Raw genomic sequence first — 23,628 nt, 5'->3', positions numbered from 1 at the left:
TTGCGATCATTTCATGGGTGGCAGTGGAGGTACCACGCATGGGACTGCAAAGTCTAGAGTTAATCTAAAGTACAGGAGGTTGCGACCGTTTGGCAAGAGGCGGTGAAGTGTCCTGTTCACATCTGCTCGATGAGCGCCATTTTTTCAAGGATATCCTTCTCCAACAGCGCCAGTTCATTGTGCATGGCAACTCGCAGTTCTTCCCGTGTGTGCATAGTCTGCATCTTGTACTTGTTGCCCAGCGCATTGCCCTCTTCCTGACTTGAAGTATGCGACGCCGTGCCGGTGCGTTTCCTGTGCCGGATGGTCAGATGCCCCTGATAGACCGGAAAGCGATCACTCAGACACAAACGCAGATCGTGCTCCATGTCATCATATTGGGTGGGCGAGAGATGGATGGCGAAATCGCCTGAGTCGAGAAGCGTGTTGGTTCGGAAAAGGTGACAACACCCGGTAACCGATGCGCAGGGGCGCACAAAGTCGAATTGGCCCTGATCCGTTGTCTGGATGTGGAGGTCGGAAAGCTTGAACGGATTGGGCGTCGGGCTCGAGAGGTCCGGTGAAAGCGGCTCATCCGGAACCATGAGGTGATTGTCCCCGCTTTGGATCAGAATGGGGTTGTGGTGATCAACGACCTTGCATCCCCACACACCGGCTTCGGGATAGCGGTGCACGGCTGCGCCCAGTCGATGCAGCCAGTCAGCAGGCATGATCACGTCATCGTCCAGATAACAGATGAAATCATGGGCCGACACCCGCTCGTCGTGCATGAGCCAGTTGCGGGCAGCCGGAGCACCGATATTGACGGGCAGGGTGATGACGGTGAAGCGATTGTGTCCCAGTCGATTCTCAAATCGCGTCTGCCACGACTCCAGCACTGAGGCGGTGGAGTCTGTTGAGCCGTTATCAAGAACAACGATGGAAGCGCCGGTTAGATTGGAATCGAAGAGGGAGCGAAGGGTGGCGTCAATCTCTATATCCTTGTTCCAGGTATAGAGCAGTATTGCCACGGAACCGTCCAGCGGCCGGGCTTCCCGGTTGCGCCCCGTGAGAGAGTCGTGCAGGCCAAGCAACAGGTTGGCGTTCCAGGGCGACTGCCCAAGACAGTCGATCAGAAGCAGATTGCCTGCGGCGTGGTCTCCCTGACGGATCAGGGAAAGGCCGGACTGCATGGCGGGAAAGACCGGACCAAAGCCGGGGCCGAGTGACTGGAAATGACGAACAGCGGTATCGTGGTCGCCAGCCATTACGGCTATGCGGCCCTGAATTATCGTGTTTGCCTCGTCCGGTAGCGCATCCGATTGGATCGAAAGAACGGACGCAACCCATGCGGGGTCGTTGTCGATAAGTCCGTAGGTGACCGCCTGTTGCGCCCAGAATAGATTATCGGGTTCTTTTTCAGCGGAGCCGGTCAGGTACCGTTTGAGCTTATCCATGTCGCGCTGGGCCAGCAACCGTTCCAGATAGCCGGTATTCGCCGGTTGGGTCCATGAGGAGGCAACCGCATGCATAAGGGTGACAGTAGGGGCAGGCAGGATGCCTCGAATGACGTCGTGGCTCAACAGTTCCCTGAGCATCTCGCCATCGAGGGGGTTCTCAGCAAAGGCTGTCAGGAGTGCGTCCGTAGCGATGGGCACCAGACCATTGTTGCCGGACCCCAGACACCACCCAGCTATATCAAGCAGGTGCCGCTTGCCGGTAAAGCCAAGCAGCAGGCGCTCACGAAGTTCTTTGGGAAGCTGTGTCCACAGGGCGGTCAGCGTATCAGTCGGGCGATCCTTCATAGGGGTTCTCCGGCAGGTCCAGTGTGTCGGTCAGTTGTGCCACGGGCAGCGGTTCGTTGAGTTGCTCTCCCATGTAAACGCGCATCAGGTTGCGTCCCTTGAGCGCTGGAGTGAGCAGATTGCGGACCACGGCGCGGCCCACCAGACCCATGGTGTACCGTTTTTCGGGATCGTCGGCCAGCAGACGCATTTTTTCGGCCAGGCAGTCGGCGTCCTCGCTGGCACACAGGTAGCCGTTCAGCCCATCGTGCAACACTTCGGGGATGCCGCCTACATCGGTGCACAGTCCCGGCAGACCGAGATTGAACCCTTCGGTCAGGGTGTTGGGGAAGCTTTCCAGCCGCGAGGTCACGCAAATGACATCGCTGAACCGCATCTCCTCCAGCACATCGGCATGGGGGATGACGTCGGTCAGGTGCAGTCGCTGCTCCACTTCAGGAGTCAGCACGTCCTTGAAGCGATTCATGTAGCGTTTTTCAACGCCCACACCCACAAACTCCACATCCTGTGCAGAGCCGGATTCACAGAAACGGGCTGCCGCCTTGAGGAAAACATCGAACCCTTTGATCTGGGCGGCATTGCCGACATAAATGAACCGGACGCCCCGTTTCTTGCGCGGTTTCGGGTCGCCGAAATCCGGGCCGTTGTAGGCGTTGTAGACCACGTTCAGCCGTTTTTCGCTGACCCGGTGCTTGCGAAGCACATCGGCGCACTGCATGGAGTTGCAGATCACCCCGTTGGACAGGGCGGTCCACAGGAAGAAAATATCGTTGGGCCGGGAGATGACGCCGCGGTTGATGAACAGTTTGAACCCGCCGCCCATGAGTCGGGCGATGACGCCCATCTTGTAGGCACGATTGTGGAAAGTATGGACCACGTCCACATGGGTCTCCCGGGCGATCTTCTTGAGGAATCGTCCGGCGGCCATATATTTTTTGAACCGGTCAAAGGTATGTACGGTGACACCCAGAGCTTCCAGTTCTGCCACCAGAGGCGACTCGGGGTGGAGAATGGCCGAGCAGCGGATGCCCATATCCGTCAAGGCGTGGGCGTTGTTGATGAGCTGGCGACTGCCGCCTGAGCCTTTTTTGGAATCCGTGGCGAGCAGAACGTGCTTCACTTCCGGTTTTTTCCGGTAAAATTTAAAGAAAACGCGGGCAGTGGGATCGTAGCCGTACATGCGCAGACGCGATTGCACCCACTTACCACTTTTGCTTCTGGCAACACCAACGCGGTTGAGTCGGTAGGGATCGGTTCCCTTGGTGTTCACCCAGCGCTCCAGCGTGAATGCCCCGGCAAATCCGGCCTTCTTGAGTTCTCCTTCGGCATCATTGTCGAATTGTCCCCAGGGCCAGCAAAAGAGTTGCTCGTCATAGCCGTTGAGGTCACGTATCCACTCGAAGCTCTTGCGGAAATCCTCCCGGCAGAAGCGGATTCGCTCTTCGGGCGAGCGGGTGACGAAATTGAGAGCGCCGTCTTCGGAAATACGGGGCCAGAATCCGTCATGAACATAGGCGCTGCCCGCTTTGAACGTGGGCCAGGGCTTGCTTTGATCAGGGTAGACGGTGTGTGAGACCCAGTGAGCCCAGTGGGGCGAAAGATCGACAAAGGTCCCCTGATGACGGCCCCCGTGGGAGAATATTTCCATGCCCTTGTCGAGCATGGCCCTCAGTTCCGATTCATTGATGAATTGACTATAGTCCCCATCGTGGGCGGCACGGAATACATCCGGCATGATGCGCATTCCCGGTGCGTCATCCCATGTACGGATGGCCCCGGGTACCGTGAAGTCGGTGAGCGCGAAAAAGGTGCCGGTCATATCCCGTTTTTCCAGTTCAGGTACGACCGTGAGCCAGTTGGAGATATGGCAGTCGTCAAAGGTGAGAACCACGGCCTTGCGGGGGGCTTTCATTTCGCCACGAACCACCGAGAGCAGTTCGCGGGATGATATGGTGCGGTATCCGGCGTCCTGAATGGCGTCGAGATGCTCACGGAACAGATCGGGCGAGTGGCTGTCCACCTCGCTGACGTTGTGGTAGCAGAAAACGGGAATTGCGTTGCGTATCATGATAGTGTTGTTGACCTCAGCCTTTGAGAAATAGCAGACGGCTCAGGGTAGGGCAAGAAAAGCAACGATTAAAGAAACGATTTGAAACAGTATATATATTGGGAGGTTATTTGCTGTTATCTATTCCAAAGTATGACGCGGAACTGTGTCGATATCGACTGTGTACGGCTCCAGACCCGGTAAATCCACGGTCAGGAGAGCGTAAACGACACAAAAGAGCGAACCCCTTGTAAACATCTCAACTTACCGGTAATAGGGATGAATCATGTCGGCTCAAACAGTACTCTTCATCGCGGAACCACAATCCGTCACCGCCATCTTCCCTACTCTCAAGGAGGCAGGGTTGCAGGCGGGCTTGGCCGACAATCTGACCGGTGCCCTTGGTTTTATCAAGAAATCAAACCCTTGCATTGTCTTTTGCCGACCAAAGTTACAGGGTTTTGATGCCCGGGCGTTACTGGAGCAGGCCCAGACCATTGAAGGATTTCCCCCGATAGTTGTCTTTTCCGCCACAGGAAGCGCAGAAGAAGCCACGCAGTTTCTGGAGTTGGGCGCTCGCGATTTCTGGCTCGAACCGCTGGTCTGGGATAAAATCAAGCTCATTTTGCCTGAGCCGCAGCCGGAACCGGCACCGGAACCCGAGCCGGCAGCCAAGCCTGTTGCCCAGGCTGTTCCTTCCTCCATGACAACGCCGGGCGCTGCCTCTAAATTTCAGATAATTGGTCGGCACCCCGCCGTACTTCGGGTGCTCGCCCTTGCCAAACAGGTGGCCAAATCCAAGGCCACGGTACTTATCTCCGGAGAGTCCGGTACGGGTAAGGAAATGTTTGCCCGGTACCTGCACCACAATTCGGATCGTGCAGACAAGGCGTTTGTCGCCATCAACTGCGCCGCTCTGCCTGAGCATCTGCTGGAATCGGAACTGTTCGGCCATGAAAAAGGGGCGTTCACCGGTGCCATCAATCGCAAGCTCGGCAAATTCGAGCTGGCCGATGGCGGCACCATCCTGCTCGATGAAATAACCGAGATGGATCTCGGCCTCCAGGCCAAGCTCTTGCGCGTGTTGCAGGAGTCAGAATTCGACCGCGTGGGCGGAGTGGAGACCGTCAATGTGGATGTGCGCGTGCTCGCCACCACCAACCGCGACATTGAAGGCACGGTCAACGAAGGCAAGTTCCGTCAGGATCTGTTCTACCGCCTTAACGTCATCCCGCTGAAGCTGCCTGCTCTCAAGGAACGTGGTGAAGATGTGGTGCTGCTGGCCGATTTTTTTGTTGCCAAGTTTTCGGCGACCTATGGGCTCGGACAGCTCGCTTTCACTGCTGAAGCCAAAAAATGGCTCATGTCCTACGAGTGGCCCGGAAACGTGCGCGAATTGCAGAACCTCATGGAGCGCGCTGTCCTCCTTGCCGGAGCCGGCCCCATCCAGCCCAGGCACTTTCTCATGGGCGATGAGCAGTGGACGCCTGACGATCTGGCCTCGGTTGATGCGGATCAGCAGGCTGCCAGTGCTGCACCGCCGCCCTCCACTCCGGCCGAAGCCATGTCGGTCATGCCCATCCATGAAATGGAGAAGCGGCTTATCCTCAAGAGCCTGCAGGAGACCACAGGCAACCGTACTCGCGCCGCCGAACTCCTCGGTATTTCGGTTCGCACCCTGCGCAACAAGCTCAATGAGTACAAGAAGCAGGGCGTTGAGGTTTAGGTCTGCCCTGTCTGCCGAATGGCTGATCTTTAGTCCTTTCTCCCGCGTATCGTCGTTATTATCCGTACCCGCCTTTGACAAATGAACCACGTGTGTGGAAGATGGTGCCATGTTCAACTATTCTCAGATTGTTGCCGAGGACCACATCCGAAGGGCCATCAAAGAGGGAAAACTCGACGACTATGAAGGCAAGGGCGAGCCGCTCAAGCCAGACGGTACAGAAAATCTCCCGGCTGAATTGCGCATGGCCTATCGCATCCTCAAGAATTCCGGCTATATCCCGGCGGAGATTGCCGAAGAGCGGGAAATCGTCCGAGCTATTGATCTGCTGGAACACATGGAGTCCGAGAAGGAACGGTATCAGCAGATGCGCAAGCTCGACGTCATGATACTGAAGATGAATGAACGGCGGAAAAGACCGGTGAATCTTGATCCCACGGATGAGTATTACCGGCTGATTGTCGAGAAGGTCCGGCTGGCTGAAGAGCGATTCGGACAGAGTGAAAGCAAGGATGAAACGGTCAGATGATCGTTGGTAAATACGGGCTAGAGGCAGCAGTGGTGTTGCCTTTTGTCGCAAAGGGGGCTAGGCGTTGCGTCGCGGTCCCGCAGGACCGTCCAATTATCGGGGTACGCCCCACAAGCGAGGCATAATATGCACAAATTCGGAACCGTCGCGCTCATCGGCCCGCCCAATGCGGGCAAGAGCACGCTCATGAATCAATATATCGGACAGAAGGTGGCCATTGTCTCCCCTCGTCCGCAGACAACGCGAAATCGCATCAGTGGTATCTACACCGATGATGAATCGCAGATCGTTTTTCTTGATACCCCGGGCATTCACCAGTTGCGCGGCAAGATGAACCGCTTTCTGCTGGAGTCCGCATGGAATGCCCTGGCCTCGGCCGATGCCGTGGTCGTGCTGATTGATGCTGCCCTCTACGCAGCCAAGCCGCACCTCCTGGACAAGGAAATCAAGCCGCTGGTTAAGCCGGTAAAAGAAACGGGCCGTCCCGTGCTGGTGGCCGTGAACAAGGTCGATCGGGTCAAGGACAAGCCGACCATGCTGCCCGTCATGGCCAAGCTGGGCGAGCTGTGGCCCGAGGCCGAGTTCATCCCCATTTCCGCCCTGCGCGGACAGGGAACCGATGAACTCAAGGCCAAGATTCTGGACATCATCCCCGAGGGACCGCCCATGTTCCCCGAGGACCAGATCTCAACCGCGCCCGTACGGTTCATGGCTTCCGAGATCATTCGCGAGAAACTGTTCTACTCCCTTCGTCAGGAACTGCCCTATACCACCGCTGTTGAGATCGAAGTGTGGGATGAGGAGTCCCGACCGGACATGATTCTGGTCAATGCGGTCATCTACACGGCTCAGAAAAACCACAAGGGCATGATCATCGGCAAGCAGGGCGCCAACCTGAAGAAGGTCGGTTCCGAGGCGCGCAAGGAAATCTCGGAACTGCTGGATTCCAAGGTGCACCTGGAATTATGGGTGAAGGTCCGCTCCGGCTGGACCGAGGACCCGGGATTCCTGCGGGCCATGGGCCTTGGCGAGTAAGCTGTAATTATTGTTTATAGACGCAAAAAAGCGGTGCCTTGGTTCAAGGCACCGCTTTTTCTGTGGACCGCTGAAAGGCTCGCTTTATGCGTCGCCTTCCTCAAAACCCTTACCGGCCTTGAATTCTTCCCATTCCTCATGGGTGACGTCACCATCTTCGTTACCGTCGGCTTCGTCGAAGAGCCCCATGTCGCCATCAGAGAAGGCTATGAGAAATTCGCTTTTTGAAATGGAGCCGTTCCCGTCGATATCAAGGGAGCTGAAGCAAACGTCGTAGTTGGTGTCCGCCATTGCAGGCATGGCCAAGGCTGCCATCAGGCAGATGGTCATCAGTAGGTGTTTCATATTCTATATCCGTTGTGGTCTGCTGATAGTTTCCTATCCGTCAAGGAATCCGGTCAGGACCTTGATGAATTTTTCGAGGGACTCATCGTGGGATTCGCCGTTTTCCAGCGAATCGGCGTGGCACTTCAGAAGATAGCGCTTCAGGATGAGTTTGTTGGCCGATTGCAGGGCCGAGCGAACAGCCCGAACCTGAACAAGGATATCTTCGCATTCCTTGCCGCTTTCGATCATGCCCTGGATGCCACGAACCTGCCCTTCAATGCGCTTCATGCGCGAGAGCACGTTTTTCTTTATCGCTTCCTGTTCCATTTTACTCGCTGCAGTGTTCATCGCCATCTCCTCACAGCTATGGCATGTTGCGGGCGGTATAGTGTTGCCGAAAACATGGCTTTACCGTACCCTCGCAGGGTATTAATATCAGAGGACAAAGGAGGCATCCCATGCCCGTCAATCAACTCGTCGATCGCGACAAGCGGCTCTATATACTCAATGTCATCGAACTGTTGGCCGCCATATTCCGTGGTCCTGATTCCAGCGGATGGACAATGCTGTCCGAAAAGGCGGTTCCCGAACTGGCCGCACGGCCTCCGAAAACCACCGGGCACCTTACGGCTCATATTGAAAAACTGCAAGCCGCTATTTTGCCCATGTCTGATTCGCCTGAAATCATTGAGGATGTTCAGTCCGAGTACGTTCGCCTTTTCGTCGCAGGCCGGGGCGGCGTTGTCGCACCGCTTTATGAATCCTGTTACGAAGGCGATACTCCGGCCGTCATGGGCGACGCAGCCCTTGCCATGCAGCATCGTCTAAGCGAGGCCGGACTCGAAGTGGACCTTCCGTCCAACGAACCGCCGGATCACCTCTCCCTTGAGCTGGAATATCTCTACCATCTCCTCGCCCATGGTTGGGCGGAAGACCGTTCCGATCTGGAAGCGCAGGGCCGAGTCTTCGCAGGCGATATGCTAGCCTGGGTGCGCCGTTTCGATGCCAGACTTGCCGACGGTCATCCCCATGCGGTCTTTGCGGCTGCCACGCGGTGCATGGTCGCCGTCCTTGAGACCGTCAGGACTTAATCGGCGGTTATCGGCGTTTCAATGGCGCCCCGCAGCGTATCAAGGAACGTGTCGTCCGGTTCGAAGTATCCTCGTTTCACCAATTCAATGATCCATGTGCCATCGCCCTGGGATCGCACCAGATAGGCCAGGGGCAGTTCTGCCTGTCCGAGGCATTCGAATATCTGTCCGTGACTGTCCGAAAAGAGCGGATACAGTACGTTATAGTGTTTCTTGAAGCGCACCACATCCCGGTTGGTGTCGTACACGCCGAGGCCGATGATTTTGAGATTGTCAGCCAGAAACGCGTCAGCCTGCACCTTGCGGAAGAAGCGGGTGAGCATTTTTGTTTCGGCCACACAGTCGCTGCACAGGGTGTTGTAGAGTTGGATAAGAACAAACTTTGCCTTGAGGTCCGAGAGAGACAGCCAGCGTGTTCCCGGCGGCAGGCCGAGATATTCTCGGTCATCCTCGCCGTTGAGCACCGCCACTCGACAGTCGGGGAACAGATCGCCCACTGCCAGAACCTTCTTGGCTGAATCATCACCTACCACCTGTTCGGGATGCGTTTCCTGCCAGCGGTGAAACCCGCCGGGATACCGATAGACTTCGGTGTATCCGAGACGCACTGCCCAGTGCGCCGCAATGCTGGAGCGCAGTCACCTGAAGCTCCGGCAGTAGATGATCACCCGACGCTGTTTGTCGCCACCTATCAACTCCGTGAAAGCGGTTCGCTTCTCGTCGGAAAGTCCCATCCGGTCACCGAGGTCGAACTCCATATTCTCGGCATCGGGGATGTGGCCGGCCATGAATTCATAATCCGCACGTACATCAACAATGATGGCGGTGGAGTCTGAATCGAGAATTTCGGCCAGTTCCTTGGTGTTGATGAGCTTGTACCCTTCTTTATCGGCTTCCTCCCGCGCCGATTCCCACCATATCTCTTCGTCCGCACATCGGGCTGCATTCGGAAGAAAAAGACACAGGACAAGAAGCACAACTACAATGGAGGAAGTAGTTTTCATCATGCGTGCTCCTTGCCCTGTCTTGTGCAACAGGATGCGGGATCGGAGGGTGGGAGATGAACCGGAGTCCGACCTCCAATCCCGCGGTTAATGGTCAATCCCTACTTGTTGGGATGTACTTCATAGGTATTGTCTTCGTTGAAGTCGTTGGTGGCTTCAAGGTAGTAGACGTTCTTGGCATCAGGCACCAGATCCATGAACAGGTAGTAGGCTTCGCCAGCTCGTGCACCGGTGGCGCAGGAGAAGACGATGGGCTTGTCCGTGGGGATTTCCTTGGCCTTCTTTTCCACCATGTCGACAGGCATGTTGATGGCGGACGGGAAGTGACCGGCTGCGTATTCTTCCGGGTCGCGAACGTCGATCAATGTGATGGCGTCCGGGTTGCTCTTGATGGTTGCCAGGAACCACTCGGTATCCACGGCTCCTTCCATTGCGCCAGCCTTGACCTGCACGGCGTCAGCACCGCCGAACATTTCCTTCCAGCCGGGGTAGCCGGCTTCGGCGACCATGACCTTCTTGTAGCCAAGGTAGCGGGCCTTGATGGCGGACTTGTGGGACAGAGCGCACTTGTAACCGCCGCAGTAGTAGACCAGTGCGGTTCCGGCCTTGTCCACGGGCAGCATGCCGCGCTTGTCGGCAAATTCGCGCTCGGGAATACCGATGGCGGACGGGATGGCACCGGACAGATACTTTTTGTACGGACGAGCGTCGACCAGTGCGTACTGATCACCGTTGGCGATCATGTCGTTAAGGGTCTCCAGACCGATGGAGTAGTACGGATGATGCTTCTTGAAATCCGGGAAACCGGCGGCGTAAACCTTGACGTTGGTGTAGCCGAGCTTCTCTGCTTTCCATGCCGCCTTGTGGGAGAGAGCGCACTTGAAACCGCCGCAATAGAAGATGAGCAGGTCATCCTTGTTTGCGGGCAGCAGGTCGGTCATCTTGTCAAACTGGCTGGTCGGAATGGACACGGCAGTCGGGATGTAACCGGCAACGAATTTCGGTTTGTAGGGGCGCGAGTCAACGATCATGACCCCGTTGGGCTTTGGCATCTTGGCGTATTTCGCCACGTATTTGTAGTCAACGATGGAATGGAATTCCTTGAACGTCGGCTGTTTGCCTTCTTCAGCCGCGGCCGCCCCGGCCATGACTGTCATTGTCAGTGCCATCATCATGAAGACGGCAAGTAATCGCTTGTGCATAACACACTCCCTTCCTAAGATTGTTGCTGTTTTTCACGGCCAGCCCCTCGCCGCCGCTCAAAACCCATTCAATAGAACCATATTTCTCCGGTGGGCTACTTGCCCCCGGCTTTGACCTTGTTCCACCACAGGCGGTGGTGATGCTTGGCATAATCGTCCGGCACGACACCGGTGAACATGGACTTGAATCCAGGGCGTTCCTCCTTGGATATGGCAGCCATGTAGACGTGTACCAGCAGACCGGCAAAGACCAGCCCCACTGCGATGAAGTGGATGAATATGGACCAACTGACCAGACCGGTGGCTTCCGTCCCGAAAGAGCGGTCGGACAGGTACATGATCACGCCGGTAACAGCGATAACCACACCACCGACCACACTGGCCTGGGCAAAGGCTTTCTGTCCCATGTTGTAAAATCCCTGATCCGGCAGTTCCGGGTCCACGCCCATCTTCTTGAGGACGTTGGGCCCCAGTGTCATCAGGACCATCTTCTTGAACATCCAGGTCATGTCCCGTCCGATGGAGACAGGAAAGACCTCGGAAAGAAAGAACATGGCGCCCTTGAAGTTGATGATCAGATAGATGATGAACCCGGCGATCCAGGCCAGGCCGATGCCCTCATGGATGCGTAGCAGGTTGCCCCCGCCGCCGACCATGTTGCGCAATGCCTCGGGATAGCCGGACCCGAACGGGTCGATGGCCTGGTGCTGGATAAGCCCCACGCCGGTGACCAGCAGGAGAATCCAGCAAACCGCGTTGTACCAGTGGATGAAGATATCTGACTTGTCGTGTCGTTTGTGCATGATTTTAGGCATCGGAGTCCTCCTTGCCGCTCGTTTCTTCAGGCGAATCGACGAACAGTTGGCGGGCCAGCATGGCCAGAACACCAAGGCCCGAAAGGCCGACGATACCCTTGATGAACGGCGCGCTCTCCTTCATGGCGAGCATGGAAGCGGGCATGACCGCTTCGCCAGCCCAGTCCGTCACGCCGGGATCACCGAGGTAGTACATGTTGGGCATGGTCTCGGTTTTGGCGATGATACGCTTCAGGCTGTCCTTGTTTTTTTGATACAGACGTCCGGCTTCGCTCTCCGGGTCGTTGATGTCGCCGAATACCCGTGCCTTGGTCGGGCAGGTGTCTACGCATGCCGGAGGGATGCCCTGTGCGCGGCGTTCCGGGCAGTAGTTGCACTTGTCGGCTTTGCGCTTCTGCTCATTGCGGAAGCGCGCCCCGTATGGGCAGGCCGGAATGCAGTTGCCGCAGCCGATGCACAGGTCCTCGTTGATGATGACTTCGCCGGTGTCGATATTCTTGTAGGTTGCGCCGGTCGGACAGGCGTCAACGCAGGACGGAATATCGCAATGCATGCAGGCTCCGGGCTGGAAGCGTGCCTTGCGCTTGGGAAGGAGGCCTGGAGCCGGTATGGTTTCGTCCACCTTGATCCAGTTGCGCCACTGCCCTTCGGGTACGTCGTTTGCCACCTTGCAGGCGGCGACGCATCCCTTGCAGTCGATGCATTTGGTCGCATCGATGACCATTGCCAGTTGATGTGCCATTACGCCACCTTCCTTGTTACGGTGACAAACGTGGTGTGCATGGAGGCGTTGCCCGTCACGGTGTCATAGTCATCGACCAGAAGCTCGTTGATGGACGCCCCGTTGCCGTGAGCGAGATGTTGCATGGTGGACAGGGTGTTGTAGCCGGTGAGCATGTAGACGGCATCCTCGCGGATACGGTCCGTGACCTCGGCCTGCAGCTCCTGCGTTCCCACCGGGCTGGAAACAACCACGGTTTCGCCATTGGCGATGCCCAGTTGCTGGGCCTTGGCCGTGTTGATCCACAGCGTGTTGGTGGGGTTGAACTCGTTGAGCAGTGAATTGTTGGCCGTGGACGACTGCGTCGTCATGGCGTCGCGGCCGATGATCAGCCGGAACTGGTTTTTCGGGACCTTGACCGGCGGTGTGTAGCTCGGCAGCGGGTCGATGCCCATCTTCTCGTATCGCTGGTTGTACAGCTCGATCTTCTTGGACAGGGTCTTGTACACCTTGCCCTCATAGATGCCGTAGACCTTGGACGGGTTGTAGTAGACGCCGTCGCGGTCGAGAATTTCCTCGGCGTGCGGCAGTTCTTCCAATTGCTTCTCACGGTACTCGGGGATGGTGAAGTCGAAGTATTCGCCAAGCTCCATCCGGTTGGCCAGGTCTTTCATGATATCAAAACAGGGCCGCGATTCGTACAGCGGATCGACAACGGGGTCGCGTTTGACCACGCAGGCGCAGGCGCTTGAGCCCTGCAATCCCGAACAGGGATCGTAGCGCTCCAGATAGGACTGGGACGGCAGCACGAGATCGGCAAACCATGCCGTGTCGGACATGGCGATATCGATGACCGTGATGAAGTCCATTTTGTTCATCATCTCGATGGTTTTCTGCCGGTTGGGGGCCGTACCCATGGGGTTGGTCTTGTAGACCAGCCAGCCGCGGATTTCGTACGGATCGTCGGCGAGAATGGCGTCACGGGTGATGAGGAACGAGCCTTCATGCTCGAACATCATGGGTACCTTGTTGCCGTCCACGCGCTCGAAATGGTTGTCGTCATACCAGGGGGCATCATAGGGAACGCCCTTGAGTCCCACTGCTCGGGCGGCCAGCAGGCCACCGGGACGGTCCCAGTTGCCGAGCAGGCCGTTGACGATGGCAAAAGCGCGCCTGATCTGGGTGGAGTCTTCGTAGTCGGAGCTGCGTCGACCCGGGTAGATCATGGCCGACGGTGCCGCGGCCGCCAATTCTCTGGCGATGCGGGCGATATCTTCCGCCGGAATATTGCATTCTTCCGCGGCAAATTGCGGGGTGTACTGTTTGACGTGTTCGGCAAGCTGCTCGATGCCGTAGGTCTTTTCCGCAATCCACTGCGGGTCATACAGCTTCTCATGGATGATGACGTGGGCCAGGGCGAGCATGAAGGCCATGTCGGTTCCCGGCTTGATGGGATGCCATTCATCGGACAGGGCCGCGGTCTTGGTGTAACGCGGATCAAGGGTGACCAGCTTGCAGCCGTGCTCGCGCATGGCGGTCATCAGGTCCATGGAGTCCGGTGTGACCAACGCTTCAAAGCGGTTGGCACCACACATGATGACGTATTTCGAATGGAGCACGTCGGCAAAGGGCACCTCGCCGAATGTGTCGAGGAAGGCGCGGTTGTTGGAGACCAGACACAGGGATTCGTGGGATGTCACATTGAATGAGCCGTATACTTCGGCGAAGCGGCCCACGAACTGTGTATGGAGGTCGGTTCCGGCAGAGAACAGATGGCCGCAGGGGAGGTACTTTTCGCGTACTTCCTGCATCTTTTGCGCAGCCATATCCAGGGCTTCGTCCCATGGAATGCGCTGCCATTTGCCTTCACCCCGGGCACCTTTTCGGAGCATGGGGTATTTCAGGCGGTCCGGGTCATAGACCTGACGGATGCCCGCATTGCCGCGGGCGCATAACATGCCGCGTGATTTGAGGAACTTCGGATTCGGGTCAAGTTTCTTGACCACCCCGTCTTCCACGCGGGCGATGAGACCGCATTTGTTGAAGCACATATCACAGGCGGAAAACCTGGATTCCCAGGGGGCAGCCTGTACAGGAGCCGCCTGTGCTTTTTTCAGGCCACCCAGCACTGCCGGGCCACCTACGGCTGAAGCCGCAAAAAGACTCGAAGCCTTGAAGAAGTCGCGGCGGGAAATTTTGTGATCGGACACTGTTTGCCTCCGGCGTTCAAAAGTCTCGAAGGTGATCCTTTTGAGAATAGCCAGACCGGTGCGGCAGCATATCGTCCTGCGATGGGAGTATTCTTCTCCCGGCGATATGGAGAGTCGTGCCTGTTGGTCTGGTTATGGTTTGGTGAGTTGCTATTGCTGGCGGCAACTCTTCGCTGTTGCTCCTTCCTCTGGACAGTTCAGTCAGACGCTGCCGATGGGAAGGTGGTCAAATACCGGGAGAGACCCACAACAGACTCTCCCGGCATCAGGCCGATGGTTAGCTGCACTTGGCCGGGGACGGAGAGTCCGAAGCGTAGTCGTGCAGGTAGGTGAAGATGTCGTTGAGATCCTGTTCGGAAATGGTCCAGTCGCCGGAACACTGAATCTTGCCTGTGTCGGCGAAGGTGGCGGTCCACTGGGCCTGTGTCTTGGAAGAGGGGCTGAGGTCGGAAGCGCTGGTTCCGTGGCAGGAACGACAGTTCTTCCGGTACAGGAACTTACCCTTGCGGGCGTTGCCGCCGCCCATGGCAAAGGCTGCGGAAAAAGCGAAAATGGAAATAAGCAGGGTCGATACGATCAGCATCAGTTTGCGTGACATGGTTTCCTCCATTGATGGTTATTCCTTGTGGGTGCGGCTTCCTAACCGTGAAGTGCACATCCACTTGTTGCCAATATACCGATACGGGGTATCCGCATAAGTGAGTCAACAATACCTATAGGGGGTATTCGTGTCAACGGAGGTATCGAAAATTCTAATCCTTCGCTCGCAATGCGATAGATTGAGTAAAAACAGGTATAAAGTGCATATTCCCTACCTTTATGGTCGGAATCATGCGTTATTATTTTTGAAGCGATGGGGAATTTTGAGCTGAAAACAGGTGAACTCGATGCGTTTGAATTACAGCCCACAAAGAGAATAAAGGGAGGAGAACAGAACCAGAATATACCCCCGTATGGTATATGGCGCTGTGGCCTTTTTCGCTGCCTACCAGAGGCGGTCGGCAAAACCCCGGTGCAGACCGCAAGCGAGAATACGGTCTACGGTTTTCTGGATATCGTACTGAATGAAACGCACAGTCAGCTTCAGGGTCTCGGTGTCGAACAGGACATACTTGGCAGCGTTATTGCCATCCCTGGGCTGCCCCACTGCGCCGACGTTGACGAGATGACGCAGGGTTGGGTCGAGTTGCAGTTCGCCTTCGGGCAAAGGCAGGCGCTCCGAGCATACCCCCTTGCCGTACGTGAAGCGCATCAGGTCGTGGGTGTGTCCCACAAAACAAACCTGTTCGGGGTATGTGGGGAAGACCTGCTCCAGACTATGCTCATGTTTCCAAAGGTATTCGGTCACGGAATCCGGCGGCAATCCGTGGACGAACCGGCAGCCGTATCGAACCAGCGATTTGGGGTGGGATACCAGCCAGGTGTATGTTTCGTCCGAGATCATGGCCCGGGTTTTGCGCAGGGCATCCTTGGCTGGCTGGTTGAAGCCTTGCAGGTGGTAGATGTTGATCAACCCCTGCTCATGGTTGCCTTGCAGTACGGTAATTTCCCGTTCACGGGCCAGATCGCAGCATTCCTGGGGTTGTGGGCCGTATCCGATGAGGTCGCCGGTGCAGATGATTTCATCAACGGAGTGATCCTCGATATCGTCGAGGACCCGTATCAGGGCCTCAAGGTTGGCGTGCGGGTCGGAAATAATGGCTATTTTGGACATAGTGTGAAGATATACCGTTGGGATACCAAGGGCAACCGTGCTCTCTACAGCGCCCGGACGAGCAATGAAATGCCCAGCCAGACGCCCGAGGATGCCACGCCGATCCAGGCAAACCGTGCCCACGGGGGCGAAAGCCACCGCTTCTGCACGATGAGGCCGACGAAGATGACGTGAAGGGGGACGGGAAGGGCCAGAAGTAGCCCGGCAAAATGGAATCCCGGTGTGGGCTCTTTATCAGGAAAAAAACGAGTGGCGAGATCGCCGGCCATCCAGTCGACAACAGTGCTCACCAGTATCAGGCAGCCGACAATCGATACGGCAGAGGCGATCAGGCGGAAGAAATTCACGGGCATTGCAGCAGTCCGGGTTACGAGGTTGAACGGTCACAATGCCCCAAATCGTGGGACGTGGCAACGGGATTGCTTGACCACCCGACCACACTCTGTCATCAAATTGGTATGACGCCATGAAAACATCAGGAGGATGGATATGAGCAGGAAAGTGCGCTCCGTGCGTGTGCCAAGGGAACTGGAAACCCTGAATATCTCCGGCTTGATTCATGAATGTGAAAAGCATCTGCGCGACATCGAGTCTGCCACGCTGCTCAAGCAGCAGGGCAATGTCGAAGCAGCCGAAGCCCTCATCCGCGCCCGACAGGGAGACCTGGGCAGGAAGGTCGGCAAACTGGTGTGGGAAGCGCGCGTCGAATATGGAAAGCATAAGGGAGAATAACGTGGAACCGAAATCCGCCAAGGAATCCGAAGTGATCATGACCCATCTGGTGTTGCCCCAGGATGCCAATCCTGCAGGGAACCTCCACGGTGGCGTGATCCTCAAACATATTGATACAGCCGGCGGCGTTGTTGCCAAGAAACACTGCCGCATGAATATCGTCACCGCCTCCATTGACCGGATGGCCTTCAAGCTGCCTGCCTACATGGGAGAACTGCTGACCTTCAAGGCGTCGCTGAACCATGTGGGTAAAACATCCATGGAAGTCGGTGTTCGCGTTGAGGCCGAAGACCTCAAGACGGGCGAAATCCGCCATACCAACTCGGCCTATCTGACATTCGTGGCACTGGATGACGATGGACGTCCGGCCCAGGTGCCGCCACTGCTGCTGGAGACCGAAACCGCCAGACGTCGATACAAGGAAGCGGAACTGCGCCGCTCTCTCAGACAAAAAGAGCGTGCACTGGAAGAAGGGCAGACCGTCTGCCTCGGCAAGGAGAGTTAGGGGATATTTGATGGTTAAATATACCGGCATCAACCATCTCGCCATGGTCACGGGCGATATGGATACGACAATTCGGTTTTGGCGTGACCTGCTGGGGATGCGCATGGTCGTGGGACTTGGTCACCCCGGGTACCGCCATTATTTTTTTGAGATCGCAGAGCACGACATGATCGCCTTTTTCGAGTGGCCGGGTGTGGAGCCTCTGGATGAAAAGGACCACGGTTTCCCGGTCAAAGGCAAGGCTGCCTTCGATCACTTGTCGTTCGAGGTCTCCTGCGAACAGGATTTGTGGGAACTGAAGGACAAGTTCGAAGCTGCGGACATCTGGTGCTCCGAGGTGGTGGATCATGGATTCATTCACTCCATTTACACCTTTGACCCCAACAATATCGCCATCGAGTTCAGCGCGCCCGTTCCCGGTGTTGATATCCGCAAGACCCCGGTCATGACGGATTCATCTCCCTGTGAGGAAGCGCAAAAGGGACCCGAACCACAGCCGGGCGTCTGGCCCGAAGTGACGGAGCCGACCCCTATTGAGGACAGGGCTGTCTATGACGGGGAAGGCGAAAAGATTCTCGAAGCGGTTCGGGAAAAGGAAAAAGCAAAGTAGCTAGGGGGCAGTTCTGACTGCCCCTACTCCATTTGTCCGAAGAAAGCGGTCATCACGTCGTGGGCCTGTCGCTCGGCCTTGCGGGTAATGGGCTTGATGGCGCTTTCGGGAAGACCAAGCTGCATCCATGCCTCGGCGTTGAGAACCGGGACCAGTGAGCATCCGCTGGAACCGATGCCGATGCCGTGGGTGATGAAATCCGCCACGTGGATCACTGCCGCTTCTCTTGGGGTGGAGGAAGCCATGGGCGAATGGTGGTTGGCGACCATGGCCTGAAGCCGGACAGGAAGACGCCACGACTGGAGCAGCTTCCCTGCGATGTCGGCGTGTGTGCAGCCCCATATGGTTCGTTCCACTTCCACCAGTGCACGGCGGCCGGTCTTTGCCGGACGAAGGACATTGGTAGATGCCTCCGGGTGATTCTTGAGCATGACCAGTCGTCCGATGTCGTGCAGCAGGCCTCCCACAAAGAATGTTTCCCCTCCTTCCAGGCCGGCTTCATCAGCCAGCAGGCGGGCCACGATTCCGCAGGTGATCGAGTGCAGCCAGAACTCCTTGAGCGTGAAAAATTCTTCAGGAATGTCCGCAAAGGAATTGATGACAGAGATACCGAGAGCAAGATTGGTCAGTTGGCGGGTGCCGACGATGGTCACGGCACGAGAGAGGGTGTCGATCTTGCTGGCAAAGCCGTAGAACGGGGTGTTGACCACCTTGAGCAGCTTGGCGGAGAGGGCGACGTCGCGGCTGATGATTTCTGAAATGTAGGCGGCTGAACTGCTGGGGTTGTCGATGTTCTCGACGATTTTGGTGACGACATCGGGCAGGGTGGCGAGTTTAAGCTCTTCCTTGACGACTTCATCAGGGCGAATTCTGACGCGCTCTTCTTCTTCCTCACCATAGAATGCGAACGAATCGTCATGGGGCGTTGCCGTGAGCATCCAGCGGGCCTGATCGGCATCCAGCCCGCGTGATTGATGGAGCACATACAGCTTGGCCATTTGCTTGACCGCCGGATGGGTCGAGGGGTTCAGCACGAAACGTTGGGCAGCCATGATCTTGCATGCGTCGAGCACTTCGGGGTCGATCTGGTCGAATGAATCGGGATACCCGTCATTCTCCTCTTCTTCTCCCTGAATGACAGCATCGGGGATTCCCCAGACACGGCATGTTCGAATGTGCCCACTGGTGAGCATGGCTCCTCTGGGTAGCAGCAGGCGTCCTTCTTCCGTGGTCAGGTCTTCGCCGAGGATCATTCCCGGCTCAAGTTTATCTATGGCAATTCTTTGCATGACATACCTCTACATACTTTTCGGCTGAATCATAGTATTATTCGATATTTTGATCGGCGGCAACCGTAATACGTCTTGATAAACCGGTTGAATGGTGCCAAAGCAGTTTGGAACAGCCCACCTACAGGAGCAGAAGTGCCAAAATCCACATGTATGATTCCCTTTCACGATCGGTGTCGGGAAGCCGCTTTCATTCGCCGCTACAAGCGGTTTACCGTCGAAGCCACAGCGCTGGACGGTGACGACAAGGGCGAGGTTCTGCTGGCCCATACCAACAACACCGGCTCCATGCTCGGGCTGCTCCGTGCCGGTTCCACGGCTCTCCTTTCTCCTGCGGCCAATCCCAATCGCAAGCTCAAGTATACACTGGAAGCGTTGTCTCTTGACGATGGCTTTGTGGGGGTGAACACGCTGACGCCCAACAGGATGCTCTACAAGGCATGGGAAACGGGCGCTCTCCCGGAACTGGCCGGGTACGATCATTTCAAAAAGGAAGCCAAGGTCGGCAACAGCCGGCTGGATGCCTACCTGTCCGGTGAGCGGGGCGAGCTGTGGGTGGAGTGTAAGAACGTGACCATGGTCGAGGATGATGTGGCCTGTTTCCCCGATGCCGTCACCGAGCGGGGGCAGAAGCATTTGCGAGAGCTCATGGAGCTGGCTGATACCGGCGTACGGGTGGCCCTGTTCTTTCTGGTGCAGCGACCGGACGGGCGGTGTTTCGGTCCGGCGGATGTCGTTGATCCCGTGTATGCGGAACTGTTCTATCAGGCGCTGGAGTGTGGCGTGGAGGCGTGGCCGTATGTGGCCCATACCGATCACACCGGTATTACGCTGGGCGAGCGCCTTTCGGTGGTAGGATCATGACCGGATTCATCATAGGGGCCGTGATCATCAGCTTTTCGTCGGTGATGGTCATGCTGGCCGATGTGCCGCCGGATGTGGTCGGGTTCTATCGACTGGTCATCGGTGGGCTGGGGATGTTCGTCATTTTGTGGCGACTCGGCAAGCTGCGCCATATGACCCTGCACATCTGGAAGTGGTCGTTTCTGGGCGCGCTGTTTTTTGCTGCGGATTTCTTTTTCTGGCATCGCTCCATCGGCGCCATCGGGCCGGGCATGTCTACCATGCTCGCCAATTTCCAGGTCATCATTCTGGCAAGTGTTTCTATCCTATTTCTCAAGGAGCGGGTAACCCGCCTTTTCCTGTTGGCTATCCCGTTGGCCCTGAGCGGGCTGTACTGCATGGTCGGTGTGGGCTGGGCATCCTTTACACCGGAATTTCAGGTCGGGGTTGCCTTTGGTCTGCTGACGGCGCTGGCATACGCTTTGTACCTTTTGGCTCTCAAATATTCCTTGAGTAAGGCTGAGGCCGACCCGTTGGCCATGGCTTGTGCCGTGGCTCTGCAAACCGGTCTCATTCTTGGCGGTCTGGCCCTTGTCCAACAGGAGTCGTTCGTCATTCCGAACACCCAATCTCTGCTGGCGCTCGGAACCCTTGCCCTCGTCTGTCACGCGGGCGGCTGGTATCTGATCACCCGTGGCATCCAGCAGGTGCGTACCTCACTGGTCGGACTGATCCTGCTGCTCCAGCCCACGCTCTCCTATGTCTGGGACATTCTGTTTTTCGACAAGCCCACCACGCCGGTGGAACTACTGGGAGTCGGCATGGCCCTGGTTGGCATTTACCTCGGGTCGTTACCGGACAAACCGAAAAAGGTGCGGAAGGTTTTGGCAGAAGGTGAGTAGGGAAGGTGTTTCATGAAGAGAAGGAATGGGACCTTGTTTTGGTTTCTATAAAATAAAGGCCGCCTGATGCAGGCGGCCTTTATCGGTTAGTTAAGACTCATCTTCTTCTTTATCCTCGATGGGACGGGTGTAGCCGCAGCCCTTCTTGGGGCAGGCGATGTGCTCGCCCTTGTCCTTGGTGGTCTTGCGCGTGAGTATCGGGTGCTCGCATTTGGGACACGCCTCGGCGATGGGCCAGTTCCAGACCGCGTAATCGCACTTGGGGTACGTGGAGCAGGAGTAGAACAGCTTGCCGCGGCGCGATGATTTCTCGACCAGTTCGCCTTCGCATCCTTCCTTCGGGCAGGCGACGCCAGTGGAAAACGGTTGGGCAAAGGTGCAGTCCGGGTAGTTGGAACAGGCAATGAACCGTGAGCCGGTGCGGGCCTTCTTGAGCAGCAGTTCGCCGCCGCATTCAGGGCAGGTGCCGACAACTTTGGGCTTCTCGGATTCGATGACCTTGATCTTGCCGTTCTCATCCCGCTCGAAATTGACGATGCTCTTGCAGTCCGGGTAGCCTGTGCAGCCGAGGAATTCGCCTCGTCTGGACTGTTTGATAGCCATGGGGCGTCCGCACTTCTCGCATTTGACGCCTGTTTCCTCGGGCTTTTCCCGTTCCAGAACCTGAATGTTGCCCTGCTCGTCGCGGGTGAAGTTCTTGATGGTCCGGCAGGAGGGGAACCCGGTGCAGCCCAGGAACTCGCCGGTCTTGCCGAATTTGATGGCCATGGGCTTGCCGCAGTTCTCGCAGACAATGTCAGTCACCTGCTGGGAGCGCGCCATTTCGGTCCGTGCCTTGTCCAGCGTGGGATAGAAATCGCCACCAAAGTCGTTGAGCAGGCGGACCCAGTCCTGATTGCCTGCTGCGACATCATCAAGCAGGTTCTCCATCTGCGCGGTGAATCCGACATCCATCAGTGCCTGGAAGTGCTCGGAAAGTTGATCCGAAACAGTGAAGCCCAGTTCCGTGGGAATGAAACGCTTCTCTTCCTGTCGAGCGTATTCGCGATCGAGCAGGGTGGAAATAATGGCGGCGTAAGTGGACGGACGACCGATACCCAGCTCTTCCAGCGTCTTGACAAGGGATGCTTCCGAATAACGCGGCGGCGGCTGGGTGAACTTCTGTTCCTTTTTCAGTTCATTGAGCTGCAACACCTCACCTTCGGCCAGCTTGGGCAGTTCGGTGTCGCCGTCGCTCTTGGCCTTGTCCATGGCGGCAAGGAAGCCCGGGAAGAGCAAACGCTCGCCTTTGGCGCGCCACTGGGTGCGCGGCGCTTTGACTAGAACCGTGGTGTCCCAGAACGTTGCCGGGGCCATCTGCGAGGCCACAAAGCGCTGCCAGATCAGCCGGTACAGCTTGTACTGTTCGGATGGCAGGTAGGACTTGATGTCTTCCGGGGTGATGGAAACGTCAACAGGGCGGATCGCTTCGTGCGCATCCTGAGCCCCGCCCTTGGTCTTGAAATTACGGGTCTTGGATGGGTAGTAATCGCCGCCGAACTTATCGAGGATCAGCTTCTTGGCGGCCTGCTGCGCATCCTTGGCGATACGGACGGAGTCGGTACGCATATAGGTGATCAGCGCCGTGGTTCCCTGCTTGCCGAGCTCGACACCCTCGTAGAGGCGCTGGGCAACGGACATGGTCCGTTTGGCCGAATATCCCATGCGACGGTTGGCGTCCTGCTGCAGGGTCGAGGTGATGTACGGCGGCAAGGGAGAACGCTTGCGCTGTTTCTCCTGCACCGAATCAACAACGAATTCGCCGTTTTCCAGTGCTTCATGCAAGGCCGCGGCATCTTCCCCGTTGGAAATGTGATTGACGCCGGGTTTGACCGCTTTCTCTTCCAGCTTGTGTAAATCCATCCAGAAAGGAGGCGGATTTTCTCCGGCGAGCAGTACCTTGAATGGCCAGTACTCATCAGGGCGGAATGCGCGGCGTTCTTTTTCCCGTTCCACAAGAATCTTCAGTGCAACGGACTGGACACGGCCAGCGGAGATGCCCCGCTTTACGTTTTTCCAGAGAATGGGAGAAATCTTGTACCCCACCAGACGGTCGAGGATGCGGCGCGCCTGTTGTGAGTCGAAGAGGTCTTCGTTGAGTTCCTGCGCCTCTTCCAGTGCGTTCTTGACGGCTTTGGCCGTAATTTCGTTGAACTGGATGCGGCGGATATTGTCGTTGACCGGACGGATGAGTTCGGCAACGTGCCATGCAATGGCCTCTCCCTCGCGGTCGGGGTCAGGTGCGAGGAAGACAGTTTGTGCCTTCTTTGCTGCGGCTTTCAGGCGTTTGACCACGTCTTCCTTGCCCTTGATCACCTCGTATTGCGGGGCGAAGTCGTTTTCTTCGTCCACGCCGAGATCACGGGTGGGCAGGTCGCGGACGTGACCTACGGAAGCGTCCACGATGTAGTCCTTTCCAAGAAACTTGGAAATGGTTTTCACTTTGGCAGGGGACTCAACAATGATGAGATCTTTCGGCATAGTGTACTCTGGGCCGCGCTGT

The 23,628-nt window shown here is 56.8% G+C and carries 23 protein-coding genes; 9 read left to right on the top strand and 14 right to left on the bottom strand.

Annotated elements, in window-relative coordinates:
- Positions 1-116: 116 nt before the first annotated feature.
- Together DPRO_RS08535 and DPRO_RS08530 are read right to left on the bottom strand one after the other, a co-directional pair.
- Entirely contained in the window at positions 117-1,784 is a 1,668-nt protein-coding gene (locus DPRO_RS08535; protein WP_097011662.1) for a glycosyltransferase, read from the bottom strand.
- Positions 1,765-3,852 (bottom strand): glycosyltransferase, encoded by a 2,088-nt coding sequence (locus DPRO_RS08530; protein WP_097011661.1) that lies wholly within the window; start codon positions 3,850-3,852, stop codon positions 1,765-1,767. Before DPRO_RS08530 ends, DPRO_RS08535 begins: the two co-directional genes overlap by 20 nt.
- 265 nt (positions 3,853-4,117) lie before the next feature.
- Here DPRO_RS08530 and DPRO_RS08525 point away from each other — a divergent pair, with 265 nt between their 5' ends.
- The 3 genes from DPRO_RS08525 to era all read left to right on the top strand — a co-directional run bounded on the left by DPRO_RS08525 (position 4,118) and on the right by era (position 7,121).
- Complete coding sequence (locus DPRO_RS08525; RefSeq protein WP_097011660.1) at positions 4,118-5,557, top strand: sigma-54 dependent transcriptional regulator; 1,440 nt, start codon at positions 4,118-4,120, stop codon at positions 5,555-5,557.
- A 109-nt stretch (positions 5,558-5,666) separates the two neighbouring features.
- On the top strand, positions 5,667-6,086 hold the full coding sequence (locus DPRO_RS08520) for a DnaJ family domain-containing protein (protein ID WP_097011659.1): 420 nt from the start codon (positions 5,667-5,669) through the stop codon (positions 6,084-6,086).
- Positions 6,087-6,212: 126 nt separating this feature from the next.
- Complete coding sequence (gene era, locus DPRO_RS08515) at positions 6,213-7,121, top strand: GTPase Era (RefSeq protein WP_097011658.1); 909 nt, start codon at positions 6,213-6,215, stop codon at positions 7,119-7,121.
- A gap of 84 nt (positions 7,122-7,205) precedes the next feature.
- Here era and DPRO_RS08510 read toward each other — a convergent pair whose 3' ends face one another.
- Both DPRO_RS08510 and DPRO_RS08505 read right to left on the bottom strand, forming a co-directional pair.
- Entirely contained in the window at positions 7,206-7,466 is a 261-nt protein-coding gene (locus tag DPRO_RS08510; protein ID WP_097011657.1) for an EF-hand domain-containing protein, read from the bottom strand.
- A gap of 33 nt (positions 7,467-7,499) precedes the next feature.
- The gene (locus DPRO_RS08505) at positions 7,500-7,796 is read right to left on the bottom strand and encodes a metal-sensitive transcriptional regulator (protein ID WP_097011656.1); all 297 of its coding nucleotides are present in this window, start codon (positions 7,794-7,796) and stop codon (positions 7,500-7,502) included.
- A gap of 110 nt (positions 7,797-7,906) precedes the next feature.
- Here DPRO_RS08505 and DPRO_RS08500 point away from each other — a divergent pair, with 110 nt between their 5' ends.
- Positions 7,907-8,539, top strand: a complete 633-nt coding sequence (locus tag DPRO_RS08500) for a TorD/DmsD family molecular chaperone (protein ID WP_097011655.1) — start codon at positions 7,907-7,909, stop codon at positions 8,537-8,539.
- Here the strand turns inward: DPRO_RS08500 and DPRO_RS20665 are convergent.
- From DPRO_RS20665 to DPRO_RS08455, 8 genes are all read right to left on the bottom strand, one after another.
- On the bottom strand, positions 8,536-9,546 hold the full coding sequence (locus DPRO_RS20665) for a rhodanese-like domain-containing protein (protein ID WP_271121200.1): 1,011 nt from the start codon (positions 9,544-9,546) through the stop codon (positions 8,536-8,538). The two genes, DPRO_RS08500 and DPRO_RS20665, sit on opposite strands and share 4 nt — an antisense overlap.
- Before the next feature lie 98 nt (positions 9,547-9,644).
- Complete coding sequence (locus tag DPRO_RS08485) at positions 9,645-10,745, bottom strand: rhodanese-like domain-containing protein (RefSeq protein WP_097011652.1); 1,101 nt, start codon at positions 10,743-10,745, stop codon at positions 9,645-9,647.
- A gap of 95 nt (positions 10,746-10,840) precedes the next feature.
- Entirely contained in the window at positions 10,841-11,560 is a 720-nt protein-coding gene (locus DPRO_RS08480; protein ID WP_097011651.1) for a formate dehydrogenase subunit gamma, read from the bottom strand.
- Complete coding sequence (locus DPRO_RS08475; protein ID WP_097011650.1) at positions 11,553-12,302, bottom strand: 4Fe-4S dicluster domain-containing protein; 750 nt, start codon at positions 12,300-12,302, stop codon at positions 11,553-11,555. Before DPRO_RS08475 ends, DPRO_RS08480 begins: the two co-directional genes overlap by 8 nt.
- Positions 12,302-14,491 (bottom strand): molybdopterin-containing oxidoreductase family protein, encoded by a 2,190-nt coding sequence (locus DPRO_RS08470; protein ID WP_173806772.1) that lies wholly within the window; start codon positions 14,489-14,491, stop codon positions 12,302-12,304. The genes DPRO_RS08475 and DPRO_RS08470 overlap by 1 nt, the downstream gene beginning before the upstream one ends.
- Before the next feature lie 277 nt (positions 14,492-14,768).
- On the bottom strand, positions 14,769-15,089 hold the full coding sequence (locus DPRO_RS08465) for a c-type cytochrome (protein ID WP_097013690.1): 321 nt from the start codon (positions 15,087-15,089) through the stop codon (positions 14,769-14,771).
- 387 nt (positions 15,090-15,476) lie between these two features.
- Positions 15,477-16,205, bottom strand: a complete 729-nt coding sequence (locus DPRO_RS08460; protein ID WP_097011649.1) for a metallophosphoesterase family protein — start codon at positions 16,203-16,205, stop codon at positions 15,477-15,479.
- A gap of 44 nt (positions 16,206-16,249) precedes the next feature.
- Positions 16,250-16,558 (bottom strand): hypothetical protein, encoded by a 309-nt coding sequence (locus DPRO_RS08455; protein ID WP_097011648.1) that lies wholly within the window; start codon positions 16,556-16,558, stop codon positions 16,250-16,252.
- Positions 16,559-16,694: 136 nt separating this feature from the next.
- Between DPRO_RS08455 and DPRO_RS08450 the strand changes: the two genes are divergently transcribed.
- From DPRO_RS08450 to DPRO_RS08440, 3 genes are read left to right on the top strand one after another with little or no spacing between them, the layout of a single operon-like run.
- Positions 16,695-16,937, top strand: coding sequence for a hypothetical protein (locus tag DPRO_RS08450; RefSeq protein ID WP_097011647.1), 243 nt, complete (start codon positions 16,695-16,697; stop codon positions 16,935-16,937).
- Between the two features lies 1 nt (position 16,938).
- Positions 16,939-17,442: an acyl-CoA thioesterase gene (locus tag DPRO_RS08445; RefSeq protein ID WP_097011646.1), complete on the top strand. Its 504-nt coding sequence runs from the start codon at positions 16,939-16,941 to the stop codon at positions 17,440-17,442.
- Between the two features lie 10 nt (positions 17,443-17,452).
- Positions 17,453-18,052 (top strand): VOC family protein, encoded by a 600-nt coding sequence (locus tag DPRO_RS08440; protein ID WP_097011645.1) that lies wholly within the window; start codon positions 17,453-17,455, stop codon positions 18,050-18,052.
- Between the two features lie 23 nt (positions 18,053-18,075).
- On the opposite strand, the gene DPRO_RS08435 is transcribed toward DPRO_RS08440, so the two are convergent.
- The gene (locus DPRO_RS08435) at positions 18,076-19,341 is read right to left on the bottom strand and encodes an HDOD domain-containing protein (protein WP_097011644.1); all 1,266 of its coding nucleotides are present in this window, start codon (positions 19,339-19,341) and stop codon (positions 18,076-18,078) included.
- Positions 19,342-19,494: 153 nt separating this feature from the next.
- On the opposite strand from DPRO_RS08435, the gene sfsA reads away from it, so the two are divergent.
- A complete protein-coding gene (gene sfsA / locus DPRO_RS08430) occupies positions 19,495-20,205 on the top strand; it encodes a DNA/RNA nuclease SfsA (protein WP_097011643.1) in 711 nt (236 codons plus the stop codon).
- Positions 20,202-21,086 (top strand): DMT family transporter, encoded by an 885-nt coding sequence (locus DPRO_RS08425; protein WP_097011642.1) that lies wholly within the window; start codon positions 20,202-20,204, stop codon positions 21,084-21,086. Before sfsA ends, DPRO_RS08425 begins: the two co-directional genes overlap by 4 nt.
- Positions 21,087-21,176: 90 nt before the next feature.
- Here DPRO_RS08425 and topA read toward each other — a convergent pair whose 3' ends face one another.
- Entirely contained in the window at positions 21,177-23,606 is a 2,430-nt protein-coding gene (gene topA / locus DPRO_RS08420; RefSeq protein ID WP_097011641.1) for a type I DNA topoisomerase, read from the bottom strand.
- Positions 23,607-23,628: the final 22 nt, after the last annotated feature.

This window comes from Pseudodesulfovibrio profundus, from assembly GCF_900217235.1.
In the GTDB taxonomy this organism is placed as follows: Bacteria; Desulfobacterota; Desulfovibrionia; order Desulfovibrionales; family Desulfovibrionaceae; genus Pseudodesulfovibrio; species Pseudodesulfovibrio profundus.
The sequence above is the reverse complement of the archived record's forward strand: the minus strand, read 5'-3'. Positions and strand labels throughout refer to the sequence as shown.

What these genes read in the sequence shown, in the direction of transcription:
- DPRO_RS08460 (WP_097011649.1), bottom strand. Translation starts at nt 16,205, where the DNA reads ATGTCCAAAATAGCCATTATTTCCGACCCGCACGCCAACCTTGAGGCC.
- DPRO_RS08500 (WP_097011655.1), top strand. Translation starts at nt 7,907, where the DNA reads ATGCCCGTCAATCAACTCGTCGATCGCGACAAGCGGCTCTATATACTC.
- DPRO_RS08425 (WP_097011642.1), top strand. Translation starts at nt 20,202, where the DNA reads ATGACCGGATTCATCATAGGGGCCGTGATCATCAGCTTTTCGTCGGTG.
- topA (WP_097011641.1), bottom strand. Translation starts at nt 23,606, where the DNA reads ATGCCGAAAGATCTCATCATTGTTGAGTCCCCTGCCAAAGTGAAAACC.
- sfsA (WP_097011643.1), top strand. Translation starts at nt 19,495, where the DNA reads ATGATTCCCTTTCACGATCGGTGTCGGGAAGCCGCTTTCATTCGCCGC.
- DPRO_RS08440 (WP_097011645.1), top strand. Translation starts at nt 17,453, where the DNA reads ATGGTTAAATATACCGGCATCAACCATCTCGCCATGGTCACGGGCGAT.
- era (WP_097011658.1), top strand. Translation starts at nt 6,213, where the DNA reads ATGCACAAATTCGGAACCGTCGCGCTCATCGGCCCGCCCAATGCGGGC.
- DPRO_RS08520 (WP_097011659.1), top strand. Translation starts at nt 5,667, where the DNA reads ATGTTCAACTATTCTCAGATTGTTGCCGAGGACCACATCCGAAGGGCC.
- DPRO_RS08480 (WP_097011651.1), bottom strand. Translation starts at nt 11,560, where the DNA reads ATGCCTAAAATCATGCACAAACGACACGACAAGTCAGATATCTTCATC.
- DPRO_RS08510 (WP_097011657.1), bottom strand. Translation starts at nt 7,466, where the DNA reads ATGAAACACCTACTGATGACCATCTGCCTGATGGCAGCCTTGGCCATG.
- DPRO_RS08485 (WP_097011652.1), bottom strand. Translation starts at nt 10,745, where the DNA reads ATGCACAAGCGATTACTTGCCGTCTTCATGATGATGGCACTGACAATG.
- DPRO_RS08455 (WP_097011648.1), bottom strand. Translation starts at nt 16,558, where the DNA reads ATGCCCGTGAATTTCTTCCGCCTGATCGCCTCTGCCGTATCGATTGTC.
- DPRO_RS08535 (WP_097011662.1), bottom strand. Translation starts at nt 1,784, where the DNA reads ATGAAGGATCGCCCGACTGATACGCTGACCGCCCTGTGGACACAGCTT.
- DPRO_RS08505 (WP_097011656.1), bottom strand. Translation starts at nt 7,796, where the DNA reads ATGAACACTGCAGCGAGTAAAATGGAACAGGAAGCGATAAAGAAAAAC.
- DPRO_RS08525 (WP_097011660.1), top strand. Translation starts at nt 4,118, where the DNA reads ATGTCGGCTCAAACAGTACTCTTCATCGCGGAACCACAATCCGTCACC.
- DPRO_RS08475 (WP_097011650.1), bottom strand. Translation starts at nt 12,302, where the DNA reads ATGGCACATCAACTGGCAATGGTCATCGATGCGACCAAATGCATCGAC.
- DPRO_RS08530 (WP_097011661.1), bottom strand. Translation starts at nt 3,852, where the DNA reads ATGATACGCAACGCAATTCCCGTTTTCTGCTACCACAACGTCAGCGAG.
- DPRO_RS08465 (WP_097013690.1), bottom strand. Translation starts at nt 15,089, where the DNA reads ATGTCACGCAAACTGATGCTGATCGTATCGACCCTGCTTATTTCCATT.
- DPRO_RS08435 (WP_097011644.1), bottom strand. Translation starts at nt 19,341, where the DNA reads ATGCAAAGAATTGCCATAGATAAACTTGAGCCGGGAATGATCCTCGGC.
- DPRO_RS08450 (WP_097011647.1), top strand. Translation starts at nt 16,695, where the DNA reads ATGAGCAGGAAAGTGCGCTCCGTGCGTGTGCCAAGGGAACTGGAAACC.